The organism is Gordonia zhenghanii, assembly GCF_021738965.1.
Lineage (GTDB): Bacteria > Actinomycetota > Actinomycetes > Mycobacteriales > Mycobacteriaceae > Gordonia > Gordonia zhenghanii.
Genome location: NZ_JAKKOQ010000006.1, coordinates 358,488 through 370,895 on the forward strand (window position 1 = coordinate 358,488; position 12,408 = coordinate 370,895).

10 protein-coding genes are annotated in these 12,408 nt (G+C 67.3%); 7 read left to right on the forward strand and 3 right to left on the reverse strand.

Translation table 11 applies throughout. The annotated features are described in order from the left end of the window. Positions 1 to 7: 7 nt before the first annotated feature. From metG to L5G32_RS08530, 3 genes are all read right to left on the reverse strand, one after another. Positions 8 to 1,573 carry a methionine--tRNA ligase gene (gene metG, locus L5G32_RS08520; protein WP_237010593.1) on the reverse strand — a complete coding sequence of 522 codons (1,566 nt, stop codon included), beginning with the start codon at positions 1,571 to 1,573 and terminating at the stop codon, positions 8 to 10. A gap of 31 nt (positions 1,574 to 1,604) precedes the next feature. Next, the gene (locus L5G32_RS08525) at positions 1,605 to 3,983 is read right to left on the reverse strand and encodes a glycoside hydrolase family 65 protein (protein ID WP_237010638.1); all 2,379 of its coding nucleotides are present in this window, start codon (positions 3,981 to 3,983) and stop codon (positions 1,605 to 1,607) included. 82 nt (positions 3,984 to 4,065) lie between these two features. Then, positions 4,066 to 4,770: a beta-phosphoglucomutase family hydrolase gene (locus L5G32_RS08530; RefSeq protein ID WP_237010594.1), complete on the reverse strand. Its 705-nt coding sequence runs from the start codon at positions 4,768 to 4,770 to the stop codon at positions 4,066 to 4,068. Between the two features lie 34 nt (positions 4,771 to 4,804). Here L5G32_RS08530 and L5G32_RS08535 point away from each other — a divergent pair, with 34 nt between their 5' ends. Genes L5G32_RS08535 through L5G32_RS08565 form a run of 7 tightly spaced genes read left to right on the forward strand, consistent with a single transcriptional unit; the run spans position 4,805 to position 12,403 of the window. Further along, positions 4,805 to 5,659 (forward strand): PhzF family phenazine biosynthesis protein, encoded by an 855-nt coding sequence (locus tag L5G32_RS08535; protein ID WP_237010595.1) that lies wholly within the window; start codon positions 4,805 to 4,807, stop codon positions 5,657 to 5,659. Next, a complete protein-coding gene (locus tag L5G32_RS08540) occupies positions 5,656 to 6,507 on the forward strand; it encodes a TatD family hydrolase (protein WP_237010596.1) in 852 nt (283 codons plus the stop codon). Before L5G32_RS08535 ends, L5G32_RS08540 begins: the two co-directional genes overlap by 4 nt. Positions 6,508 to 6,562: 55 nt before the next feature. Next, complete coding sequence (locus L5G32_RS08545; RefSeq protein WP_237010597.1) at positions 6,563 to 7,675, forward strand: resuscitation-promoting factor; 1,113 nt, start codon at positions 6,563 to 6,565, stop codon at positions 7,673 to 7,675. A 37-nt stretch (positions 7,676 to 7,712) separates the two neighbouring features. Continuing rightward, positions 7,713 to 8,594: a 16S rRNA (adenine(1518)-N(6)/adenine(1519)-N(6))-dimethyltransferase RsmA gene (rsmA, locus tag L5G32_RS08550; RefSeq protein ID WP_237010598.1), complete on the forward strand. Its 882-nt coding sequence runs from the start codon at positions 7,713 to 7,715 to the stop codon at positions 8,592 to 8,594. Next, positions 8,594 to 9,520: a 4-(cytidine 5'-diphospho)-2-C-methyl-D-erythritol kinase gene (locus L5G32_RS08555; protein ID WP_237010639.1), complete on the forward strand. Its 927-nt coding sequence runs from the start codon at positions 8,594 to 8,596 to the stop codon at positions 9,518 to 9,520. Before rsmA ends, L5G32_RS08555 begins: the two co-directional genes overlap by 1 nt. A gap of 30 nt (positions 9,521 to 9,550) precedes the next feature. Continuing rightward, complete coding sequence (locus L5G32_RS08560) at positions 9,551 to 11,392, forward strand: ABC-F family ATP-binding cassette domain-containing protein (protein WP_237010599.1); 1,842 nt, start codon at positions 9,551 to 9,553, stop codon at positions 11,390 to 11,392. Positions 11,393 to 11,407: 15 nt separating this feature from the next. Continuing rightward, positions 11,408 to 12,403 (forward strand): enoyl-CoA hydratase/isomerase family protein, encoded by a 996-nt coding sequence (locus L5G32_RS08565; RefSeq protein WP_237010600.1) that lies wholly within the window; start codon positions 11,408 to 11,410, stop codon positions 12,401 to 12,403. The last annotated feature ends 5 nt before the right edge of the window (positions 12,404 to 12,408 follow it).

Genomic DNA, 12,408 nt, shown 5'->3' on the forward strand with positions numbered 1-12,408 from the left:
GAGATGGCTACACCTCGTGGCGGGGGAACACCGGGTACGGCTTCGGGAGCTCCGAGCCCGGTGCCAGACGATCGGTGACGGAGGCGAACGTCCGCGAGTCGGCGTCGATCGCGAGTAGATCCAACAAGGTCGCGGTGGACGCAGGCATCGCAGGCTGCGCCAGCAACGTCACGATCCGGACCACTTCGGCGCACACGTACAGGACTGTTCCGGTCCGCTCGAGGTCGGTCTTGGCGAGCTTCCACGGCTCCTGCGCCGAGATGTAGCGGTTCGCGTCGGCCAGCACCGACCACAGCGCTTCCAGGCCCAGATGAATGGCCTGCGAGTCGAAATGAGCCCGTACCCGCTCGAGCAGACCGTCGGCGGCGTCGAGCAGCGCGCGGTCGTCGGCACCGAACTCGCCCGGCTCCGGGACCTGCGACTGGAAGTATTTGCCGATCATCGACAGAGTGCGCTGCGCGAGGTTGCCGTACTCGTTGGCGAGGTCGGCGTTCTTGCGGGAGACGATGGCCTCCGCCGAATACGAGCCGTCCTGGCCGTACGAGACCTCGCGGAGGAAGAAGTAGCGGACCGGATCGAGGCCGAACTCGTCGATGAGGACATGCGGATCGACGACGTTGCCGATCGACTTGCTCATCTTCTCGCCCTTGTTGTTCAAGAAGCCGTGCGCGAACACGCGGCGGGGCACCGGAATGTCCGCGCTCATCAGGAACGCAGGCCAGTACACGCAGTGGAACCGGATGATGTCCTTGCCGATGATGTGCAGATCGGCAGGCCAGTAACGCTCCAACGTCTCCGGGTCGTCGGGGAAGCCGACACCGGTCAGGTAGTTCGTGAGCGCGTCGACCCACACGTACATGACGTGATCGGGGCTGCCCGGGACTTGAACGCCCCAGTCGAAGGTCGTGCGCGAGATCGACAGGTCGTTGAGTCCGCCCTCGACGAACCGGACCACCTCGTTGCGGCGAGTGTCCGGTCCGATGAACTCCGGGTGCTCGCGGTACAGCTCGAGCAACGGCTCGGTGTACTTCGAGAGCCGGAAGAAGTAGGTCTGCTCTTCGGTCCACGTCAGCTTGTGGCCGTTCTCGGTGGCGATCCGCTCGCCGTCGTCGTCGACGCTCGTCTCGTCTTCGGTGAAGAACGCCTCGTCGCGCACGTCGTACCAGCCGGCGTACGAGTCGAGGTAGATGTCGCCCGCGGCCTCCATCCGCTTCCAGATCTCCTCCGACGCCCGGTGATGGTCGGTGTCGGTGGTACGGATGAACCGGTTCAGATCCGTGCCGAGCGCGGTGTGCAGCGCTTCGAAGCGGTCGGAGTTGCGACGCGCGAGATCGGCCGTGGACACGCCTTCGGCCTGCGCCGTCTGCTGCATCTTCTGCCCGTGCTCATCGGTGCCCGACTGGAAACGCACGTCGAAACCGTCGAGGGCCTTGAACCGGGCGAGCACGTCCGCCGAGATGAACTCGTACGCATGCCCGATGTGCGGGGCGCCGTTCGGGTACGCGATGGCGGTCGTGATGTAGAACGGACGAGCGTGCCCGGGAGATGCGCCTGCGGCGGGAGCGTTGACCATAGTGTTCCCCAGGATAGTCAGAGCCCGATAGTCACAGTGAGCGGCGGTACGGCTCGCACCCTGCGGGCGCAGCGGGCGGATGCTTCGGCGTCGGTTGCTCGATCGTCTTACGGACCGGGGCGTCGCCGAGGACGAAGCGTTCGCCGTGGTGCGCCAATTCGATCGTCGGTCCGGACATCAGCCGGTACGTCGCCGACTCGGAGTCGACGGCCACGATGATCCGTGACTCGCGGACCGTCATACGGAAGCTCATGTAATTGAGCTGACGGGGGAGTTGCGGCGCGAACGTGATGGTGCCGCCGAAGTCCCGCATACCGCCGAATCCAGCGACGCAGTCGGTCCACGCGCCCGCGAGCGCCGCGATGTGCAGACCGGACGAGACGTTCGAGTGCAGATCGTGCAGATCGGTGAACACCGATTCGCTCATCAGATCGTAGGCGAGGTCGAGGTAGCCGACTTCGGCCGCGGTAACTGCTTCGCAGCACGCCGACAGCGACGAGTCGCGCACAGTGATCGGGTAGTAGTAGTCGAAGTTCGCGAGCTTCTGCGCAGGCGTGAAGTGGTCCCCGAACAGATACATGGCGAACACGAGGTCGGCCTGCTTCACGACCTGTTTGCGATACAGATCGTAATACGGGTAGTTGAGCAGCAGTGGGTACCTGCCGCGGGAACGCTCGAAGTCCCACGGCGCGAGGAGGGTGAATGCCTCCGACTGCTGGTGGACGCCGAGGGAGTCGTCGTACGGGATCGCCATGTCGTCGGCGCACGAGGTCCACAGGGCCGTCTCGACTGTGGTGACGCCCAGGCGGCGGGCCACGCTCGGGTGCCGTCCGACGGCGGTCACCGCGTCCCGCAACGCCTGTTGGGCGGCGAGGTTGGTGAACAGGTTGTTGTTGACGACGGCCGTGTACTCGTCGGGGCCGGTGATCCCGTCGATGCGGAAGCGGCCGTTGGTGTCGTGGTGACCGAGGCCGGCGAAGAAGCGTGCGATCTCGGTCAGGAGTTCGACGCCGCACTCGATCTCGAAGGCTTCGTCGCCGGTGGCCCGGATGTACCGGGCCGTGGCGTTCGCGATGTCGGCCGACACGTGGACGCCTGCGGTGCCTGCGGGCCAGTATCCGGAGCACTCGTCGCCGTTGATCGACCGCCATGGGAACATCGCTCCGGTCTCGCCGAGTTCGGCTGCGCGCGCTTTGGCCTTGTCCATGGTGCCGTGACGCCATCGGAGCTCTTCGCCTGCCGCGGCGGGCACCGTGTAGGTGAGCATCGGCAGAACGAACGTCTCGGTGTCCCAGAACGTGTGGCCGTCGTAGCCCGGACCGGTCAGGCCCTTGGCTGGGATCGCGCGGGACTGTCCGCGCGCTCCCGCCTGCAACACGTGGAACAGCGAGAAGCGGATCGCCTGCTGCATCTCGGAATCGCCCTCGACCTCGATGTCGGCGTCGCCCCAGAAGTCGTGGAGGTACTCCTCCTGCTCGGCTTTCAGCGCGTCCCACCCGGTCTCGCGAGCCATCGCGATCGCGGCGTCCACCTGGGCGCGGAGTGCAGGCACGCTGCGGCGCGCCGACCAGCCGTAGCCCATGAACTTGGTGAGGACGATCTTCGAGCCCTGGGGAACGGCCGCTGCGACAGTGAGCCGGGCGAGGTCGCCGTCGGCGCGGATCGAGGTGTCGCCGGTGGCGGGCAGTTCGATCTCGTGGTCCATCGCCGCGGCGACCGTCAATGCCGAACGCTTCGTGTGGTGCACGAGCACCGCTGAATAGTCTTCGCAGTCGGCCAGGTCGGCGACCAGTGGCTTGTCCAGGGCTGCGCTCAGCCGCGGATCGTCGGCGGCGGACTTGCCGCCGGGGCCGCCGATCGGCTCATTGGCCAGGAGGTCGGATTGCAGCACCAGCTTCATGTCCTCGCCGATCGGCTCCACTTCGTAGCGGATCGCGGCGACGGTGCGCTTGGTGAACGAGACGAGCCGTTCGGACCGGATGCGGACGGTGCGGCCGGTCGGCGACGTCCACAGGGTCTCGCGCTTGAGGGTGCCGGTCTTGAAGTCGAGGACCCGCTCGTGTTCGACGGTGCTGCCGTAACGCAGGTCCATCGGCTCGTCCTCGACGAGGAGGCGGATGATCTTGGCGTCGGTCACGTTGACGACGGTCTGCCCGGACTCCGGGAATCCATAGCCGCTCTCGGCGTAGGGCAGGTCACGCGTCTCGTAGAAGCCGTTGAGATACGTGCCGGGGACGTCGACCGGCTCGCCTTCCTCGAACGTGCCGCGCAGGCCGATGTGACCGTTCGAGAGTGCGAACAGCGCTTCGGTGCGTCCGATGGTGTCGATGTCGAAACCGCGCCACCGCAGCTCCCACGGGTGCACGTCGAAACCGTGGTCGGGGCGGGTGCCGTGGGTCGGCACATGCATCGTGTCCGAGTGGCTCGAGGTGTCGCCGTGCGTGGTGTGCACGAGATCGGCGGTGATCGGGTCCGTCACTGGCGGGACTCCTTCAGCTCTGCAGGAGGTCGTCGAGGTCTGTCACGACGATAGAGGCGCCGGCGGCTCGCATCGAGTCGGCCTGGTCGCCGCCGACGCGATCGATGCCGACGATGTAGCCGAACGCGCCCGCCGCTCCGGCGGCCACCCCGGAGATCGCGTCCTCGAAGACGGCGGCCTGCGCAGGGGCGACGCCCATGAGTTCGGCCCCGCGCTCGTACGAGTCGGGGGCGGGCTTGCCCGCGAGGTGTTCGTCGACGATTGTGTTCCCGTCCACGCGATGTTCGACGAACCGGGACAGGTCCGCCGCGTCGAGGACCCGCGCGCCGTTCTTCGACGACGTGACCACGGCGATCCGCAGGCCGGCCTCGAGTGCAGCGTTCAGGTACCGCACCGAGCCGGGGTACGCGGTTACTCCGTCGCTGTCGAGGACGTCGAGGAACTCGGTGTTCTTGGCTTCGGCGATCGCTTCGACGGTGGCGTCGTCGACCTCGATGCCCCGCGAGTCGAGGAAACTACGGACCCCGTCCAGGCGTGGCCGCCCGTCGACGTAGGCGAGGTAGTCGTGGTCGGTGAACGGTCCGGACTCGGCCCCGCGTTCGGTGAGGAACGCGTCGAACGCGTTCTTCCACGCGGACTTGTGGAGGACGGCGGTCGTCGTGAGGACCCCGTCCAGGTCGAAGAGTGCAACGGTGATGTCGTCAGGTAGTCCCAGCACTGCTCAAACGCTACCCGTACGTCACACTGGGTGCATGCTCCGAACACGCGATTTCCGCCAGGTCGACGTCTTCACTGCACTTCCGGCACTGGGTAATCCGGTGGCCGTCGTCTTCGATGCGGACGACCTCACCGAGGACCGAATGGCGGCGTTCGCTCGGTGGACGAACCTGTCGGAGACCACATTCGTCCAGTCGCCGACCGATGAGCGCGCCGACTATCGGTTGCGGATCTTCACTCCGACCGGAGAGCTGCCGTTCGCCGGGCATCCGACGCTCGGGTCCGCCCACGCGTGGCTGCGTCGAGTCGGCGTGTCCACCTCCGGCTCGGTCATCCAGGAATGCGGGATCGGTCTTGTGGAGATCGCGCCGACCCCGGAGGGGCTGGCGTTCGCGGCGCCTCCGCTCCTCCGGTCCGGTCCGCCGGACGAGCAGACATTGCGCCAGGCGGCGAGGGGGCTCGGCATCGCGGAGACCGAGATCGTCGCGGCGAACTGGGTGGTGAACGGTCCGCAGTGGCTCGGCGTCATGCTCTCCAGCGGAGCCGAGGTACTGGCGCTGCGCCCGGACTTCGGTGCGCTGGGCGATCTGGAAGTAGGCGTGATCGCACCGTGGGCCGATGAGGAGGCGCAGGCACGCGGCGCCGACTACGAGGTCCGCGCGTTTGCACCCGGCCTCGGGGTCGGCGAGGATCCGGTCACCGGCAGTCTCAACGCCGGGCTCGCGGTGTGGCTGTGCGGAAGCCGACGGGCTCCGGCGTCGTACGTGGCCGCACAGGGCACTGCACTCGGGCGTGCCGGGCGTGTGCAGATCCGCACCGACACCACGACCGGCGCCGTCTGGGTGGGCGGTTCGAGCGTCACAGTCGTATCGGGCACAGTGGACCTGTGAGTTCAAGCAAGAAGGACAAGCGACGCCAGCCGCCGCCCGATCCGACGCCGTTGCCCGGTCTCATCGACGCGCACACGCACCTCGCCGCCTGCGGTGGCCGCACGGCAGACGACGTCAGCGCGATCCTCGACCACGCCGAGGCGGTCGGCGTCTCGCACGTGGTGACCGTCGCTGACGACATGGTCGACGCGCGCTGGGCTCTCGAGGCCGCGCACTGGGACTCCCGAGCGTTCGCTGCGGTCGGACTGCATCCGACGCACGCCGCCGATCTCGACGATGCGGCCCGCGCCGAACTCGAGACGATGGTCGCCGACGAACGGGTCGTCGCGATCGGGGAGACGGGGCTGGACTACTACTGGACGACGCGGTCGGACGACTGCGCGGACCCGTCTGTGCAGAAGGACGCGTTCGCCTGGCACATCGACCTCGCCAAGCGCACTGGCAAGACGCTGATGATCCACAACCGGGAAGCCGATCGCGATCTGCTCGACGTGCTCGCCGCCGAGGGCAGCCCGGACACGGTCGTGATGCACTGCTTCTCCGGAGATCGTGCGATCGCCGCCGAATGTGTAGATCGAAACTATTACTTGAGCTTTTCCGGAACTGTGACCTTCGCCAACTCGGACGAATTACGTGCCGCGGCCGACATCACCCCGACGAGGCTGATGCTCGTGGAGACCGATGCCCCCTTCCTGACCCCGCATCCCTACCGTGGCCAGCGGAATCAGTCGTACTGCCTCCCGTACACAGCGCGCGGGCTTGCGGCTGTGAAGAGGCTCGCGGATGAGGAGATCGCGGAGATTCTGGGCGCGAACGCGGCACGGGCGTACTCGCTGCCGTTGCGATAACCACCACCTGTTCGTTACCGTATCGTGATCCCGGAACTAGTCAGGATGTTGAACCTTGTCTGTCTTCACACGAATTAACACGTCGACCTCTGTGCGTGCCCGCGTCGCGGTGGCCGCTGTCGCCTCCACGGTGGCTGCAGGCGCCGTCACCGGTGCCGTCATGCATCGAGAGGTGACTCTCGCCGTCGACGGTGAGCAAACCAATGTCAGCACCATGGCGTTCTCCGTCGAAGACGTCCTTCGTGACAACGGCATCGACCCGTCGAGCGGCGACCTCGTCAGTGCTCCGCTGTCGAGTTCGTTGAGCGACGGCCAGACGATCGCCGTCGACCGGCTCAAAGAGGTGACTCTGCTCGTCGACGGGAAGCCGGAGACGGTCACCACCAACGCGTCGAACGTGCGCCAGGTGCTGGCCGAGCAGGGCCTCGCGGCCGGAGCCGTCGACGACGCGCTCGACGCTCCGCTTCCCGTGGAGGGCGCCGATCTCGATGTGACGCTGCCCAAGCGCGTCGTGCTGCGCGACGGCTCCGACGTCTCGCGGCCGACGATCGCCGCGAAGACCGTCGGCGAACTGCTCGACGCCGCAGGCGATCCGCTCTCGCCCACCGACAAGGTGGTCCCGGCCGCCGACACGACGGTCCACAAGGACATGGTCATCAAGGTGACGCGCATCAAGACCGAAGAGGTCACCGTCGACGAGGTCGTGAAGTCTCCCGAGATCGAGAAGAAGGATCCCGAGATGACGACGGGCAAGCGCGAGGTCGTCAAGAAGGGCAAGCCAGGCAAGGCGAAGGTGACGTACAAGATCACCACGCGCAACGGCAAGGTGGTCAAGAAGACCAAGCTGTCCGAAGACGTCCTCGAGAAGCCGACCCCGAGCACGGTCACCGTCGGCACCAAGCCCGGTGCACCGCACGTGCCGCACGGCGTGTGGGATCGTCTGGCGCAGTGCGAGTCGACCGGAAACTGGGCGATCAACTCCGGTAACGGCTTCTACGGCGGCATTCAGTTCGACCAGAACACGTGGGACCGCTGGGGCGGCCAGGAGTACGCACCGCGTGCCGACCTCGCCACCCGAGAAGAGCAGATCGCGATCGCCAAGAAGACGCAGGCCGCGCAGGGTTGGGGCGCCTGGCCGTCGTGCACCTCGCAACTGGGGATGCGCTGACCGACTGACCGTCGGGCCCCGTCTATCCTCAAGGTCTATGCCTCCTCGACTCCTCGGCCCCTCTGAGATCCGTGCGCTGGCCGCGGAACTGGACGTCCGACCCACGAAGACACTCGGACAGAACTTCGTCCATGACGCGAACACCGTCCGGCGGATCGTCGCGTCGTCCCGAGTCGACTCCGACGACGTCGTGCTCGAAGTCGGTCCGGGGCTCGGGTCTCTGACGTTGGCGTTGCTGGGTACCGCGGGCCGTGTGGTCGCGGTCGAGATCGACCCGAAGCTGGCGGCGCGTCTTCCGCAGACAGTCGCGGAGTACGCGCCGGACGACGCGGACCGCCTCGACGTCGTCACCGCGGACGCCCTCGCCGTCGAACCCGAGGACCTCCCTGTCGCGCCGACGGCGCTGGTCGCGAACCTCCCGTACAACGTGGCGGTCCCCGTTCTGTTGAATCTGATGGCTCGGTTCCCGACCCTGCACACGGCGCTCGTCATGGTGCAGGCCGAGGTTGCCGATCGTCTCGCCGCGACGCCTGGCGGACGTATCTACGGAGTGCCGAGCGTCAAAGCCCGGTATTACGGCGACGTCACCCGCGCCGGTTCGATCGGCAAGCATGTCTTCTGGCCGGAGCCGAAGATCGAGTCGGGACTCGTGCGCATCGAGCGGACCGACCGATTCGGGACGGATCCGGAGCATCGCCGACGGACGTTCGCGGCCGTCGATGCGGCATTCGCCCAGCGTCGGAAGACGATGCGCTCGGCGTTGGCGTCGTGGGCCGGAAGCCCGGCTCGCGCCGAGGAACTCCTTCGTGCCGCCGACATCGATCCCCAGATCCGTGGCGAACGGCTCGCCGTCGACGACTTCGTCCGACTCGCCGACCTCGCGGAGTCGGCCGACCCGGCAGATATCCTCGAACCATGATGATCGGCGGAGCCACCGCACGCGTCCCCGCCAAGATCAACCTGCATCTGGGCGTCGGACCGCTGCGAGACGACGGTTTCCATGAACTGTCCACGGTGTTCTGCGCGCTCGGCCTGTTCGACGACGTCACGATCCGACCTGCCGACGAACTGACCGTCACCGTCACCGGCGAGAATCGCCGCACGGTCCCGTCGGACACGTCGAATCTCGCGGCCAAGGCTGTCATCGCGTTGGCCGAGAAGATCGGCCGTGAACCGAACGTCGCGGTCACCATCGACAAACACATTCCCGTGGCAGGCGGGATGGCGGGCGGTTCGGCGGACGCCGCCGGTGCGCTGGTCGCGGCGGCCCGACTCTGGCGCGTCGACCTGCCGCGTACGGACCTTCTCGAGATCGCGGCCACGCTCGGTTCGGACGTCCCGTTCTCGCTGACCGGTGGAGCGGCCCTCGGCACCGGGCGCGGCGAGAAACTGCTGCCCGTCCTGCATCGCGGCGAATTCCATTGGGTGCTCGCGGTGTCGGGGACGGGGCTGTCGACGCCCGACGTCTACCGCGAGCTCGACCGGCTGCGCGCCGCAGGCGACCGTACAGCCGACGCCTTGACCACCCGCCCAGACGAGCTGATGGTGGCTGTCGCGTCCGGCGACGTGCATGCGGTGGCCCCGTTGCTTCACAATGATCTTCAGCCCGCCGCATTGTCGTTGCAGCCGTTGTTGCGCCGGACGCTGAGGGCGGGACGTGAAGCCGGCGCACTGGCGGGCATCGTCTCCGGGTCGGGACCGACCTGCGCCTTCTTGTGTGCCGACCCCGACGCTGCGGTCCGGGTCGCCGCGGAGCTGTCCGGTTCGGGCGTGGCCAAAGCGGTGCGCACCGCGTCCGGACCCGTGGCGGGGGCCAGACTGGTACCTGTCGACGGTTCCCGTTGACTGCACACGACGACGCACGAGGAACGGAATATGGCTTCGGTCAACAACGGCACTAACACCGCACTGATCACCGCCGAGCGGGTCAGCAAGAGCTTCGGCATCAAACCGCTGCTCGACGAGGTGAGCGTCGGCGTCCACGAGGGCGAACGGATCGGCGTCGTCGGACTCAACGGCGGCGGCAAGACGACGCTGCTCGAGATCATCGCCGGAATCACCGAACCCGACGAGGGACGCGTGTCCCGGGTCGGTGGGGCGGTGGTCGCGACGGTCACTCAGCGCGGCGAGATGCCTGCGGACCGGACGGTCGCCGACATCGTCGTCGGTGTCGGGGTCGCCGAGCACGAGTGGGCGTCGGATCCGCGGATCCGCGGGATCATCGAAGGAATCGGCGTCGACGGACTCCTCGACCGCGAGGTGGGACAACTGTCCGGCGGACAGCGTCGTCGTACTGCGCTGGCGGCAGCGCTCGTCACCGATGCCGACCTCCTGATCCTCGACGAGCCGACCAACCACCTCGACATCGAAGGCGTGCACTGGCTGGCCGAACACCTGACCAGTCGTCGCAGCGCGTTGATCGTCGTGACGCACGACCGCTGGTTCCTCGACACCATCGCGACCCGCACCTGGGAGGTCCATTCGGGCCGCGTCGACGAGTACGACGGCGGCTACAACGACTGGGTCTTCGCCCGCGCCGAGCGCGCACGGCAGGCCGACGCGGCCGAGGAACGTCGCCGCAACCTGGCGCGTAAGGAACTCGCGTGGCTGCGACGCGGTGCGCCGGCCAGGACGTCCAAGCCGAAGTACCGGATCGAGGCCGCCGAGAAGCTGATCTCCGACGTTCCGCCGCCACGTGACACGGTCGCGCTGTCGTCGTTCGCCAAACGCCGTCTCGGACGCGTGGCCATCGAACTGGAGAACGCGCGGCTCACCACCCCGTCGTCGGACGGCGAACCGGGTCGAGTCCTGTTGGACGACACGACGTGGCGTCTCGCGCCCGGCGAGCGGATCGGTCTCGTCGGCGTCAACGGCTCCGGGAAGACGACCCTGCTGCGCGCTCTCGCAGGCGACGTCTCCGTGGAGCCGGGCAAACGCATCGAAGGCAAGACGGTCTCGATCGGCTGGCTGCGGCAGGAACTCGACGACCTCGACGAGTCGCTGCGGTTGATCGACGTCGTCGAGGGCGTCGCCGGACACATCATGTTGGGCGACAAAGAGATCTCGGCGAGCCAGCTCGCCGAACGACTCGGCTTCTCGCCCGCACGGCAGCGCACACCGGTCGGCGATCTGTCCGGCGGCGAACGTCGTCGCCTGCAGTTCACCGCAGTCCTGATGAGCGAGCCCAACGTGCTGCTGCTCGACGAGCCGACCAACGACCTGGACATCGACACCTTGCAACAGGTCGAGGACCTTCTCGACTCCTGGGCGGGCACCCTCGTCGTCATCAGCCACGACCGCTACCTGATCGAGCGGATCTGCGACTCCACGTGGGCGCTGTTCGGCGACGGCGAGCTGACGAACCTGCCGCGCGGCATCGAGCAGTACCTCGAACGGCGAATCGCCGACGACAAGAAGCCCGCCAAGGCCTCGGCGAAGGCGTCGCCGTCGGGCACGAAGACGAACGGCGACACCTCGTCCGGCGACAGTACGGTGACGCCGGCGCAGCATCAGGCGGCGCGCAAGGAGTTCAACGCCGTCGAGCGCAAGATGGAGAAGCTGTCCTCGCAGGTCGCGAAGTTGCACGAGAAGATGGCCGAGCACGACCAGAGCGATTACGCGGGGCTCGGCGATCTCACCGAGAAGGTGCGGGCGGCAGAGGCCGAGACCGAGCAGCTCGAAGAGCGTTGGCTGGAGCTTTCGGAGATAGTCGGCTGACGTAGCGTGGTCACCATGTCTTACATCCGTACCTCGGTGAGCAACGGCGTCGGCGAGATCGTTCTGGACCGACCGAAAGCCCTCAACGCCCTCGACCAGTCGATGATCGACGACCTGTACGAGACCCTCACCGCGTGGGGCGACGACGATGCTGTCGAGACCGTCCTCGTCACCTCGTCGAGCGACCGTGCGTTCTGTGCGGGCGGCGACATCCGCGCGATTCGCGACAGTGCTCTCGCGGGCGACACCGCCGCGGTCACCAAGTATTTCGCGAGCGAGTACCGCGTCAACCAGTTGATCGCCGAATACCCGAAGCCGTACGTCGCGCTGGTCGACGGAGCCGCGATGGGCGGCGGCCTCGGCATCAGCGTCCACGGCGAGATCCGGGTGGTCACCGAGAAGGCGCTGATCGCGATGCCGGAGACTGCCATCGGCTTCTTCCCGGACGTCGGAGCCACGTATTTCCTCCCGCGTCTGCCTGCAGGCGTCGGCATGTGGCTCGGACTGACCGGCGCTCGTGTGCGCGGCTCGGACGCCGTCGCACTCGGCCTCGCGACGCATTACGTGCCGTCCGAGGAGTTGGCCACGGTCGCCGACTCCATCCGGTCCGGCGCAGGGCTCGCCGAAGCGCTTGCCGATCACCGTGATCCGGTGGAGCCGTCGCTGCCGCTCCGCAAGATCGCCGACTACTTCGGTGACGTGAGCGTCGACGCAGTGGTCGGTGGCCTGCGCGGCGCTGTCGGCGACGACTGGGCAGAAGAGATGTTGGCGTTGCTGGGGTCGGCGTCGCCGACGAGTCTGTTCGTCACCGCGCGACTGCTGGAGGAGGGCGGCTCGTCGTCGCTGGCGGAATGCCTCGAGCGTGAGCTGTCGACGGCGGAGAAGATCACCGCGCACCCGGACTTCGCTGAAGGGGTCCGCGCAGTGCTCGTGGACAAGGACCGGAATCCGTCGTTCACGCCGCCGACGATCGCCGAGGTGTCGCCGGAAGCCGTCGCCGAGATCATCTGACCGGA

Coding starts and splice junctions, on each gene's coding strand:
- metG (WP_237010593.1), bottom strand. CDS start 1,573: ATGGTCAACGCTCCCGCCGCAGGCGCATCTCCCGGGCACGCTCGTCCG.
- L5G32_RS08525 (WP_237010638.1), bottom strand. CDS start 3,983: ATGCATGTGCCGACCCACGGCACCCGCCCCGACCACGGTTTCGACGTG.
- L5G32_RS08535 (WP_237010595.1), top strand. CDS start 4,805: ATGCTCCGAACACGCGATTTCCGCCAGGTCGACGTCTTCACTGCACTT.
- rsmA (WP_237010598.1), top strand. CDS start 7,713: ATGCCTCCTCGACTCCTCGGCCCCTCTGAGATCCGTGCGCTGGCCGCG.
- L5G32_RS08555 (WP_237010639.1), top strand. CDS start 8,594: ATGATCGGCGGAGCCACCGCACGCGTCCCCGCCAAGATCAACCTGCAT.
- L5G32_RS08560 (WP_237010599.1), top strand. CDS start 9,551: ATGGCTTCGGTCAACAACGGCACTAACACCGCACTGATCACCGCCGAG.
- L5G32_RS08565 (WP_237010600.1), top strand. CDS start 11,408: ATGTCTTACATCCGTACCTCGGTGAGCAACGGCGTCGGCGAGATCGTT.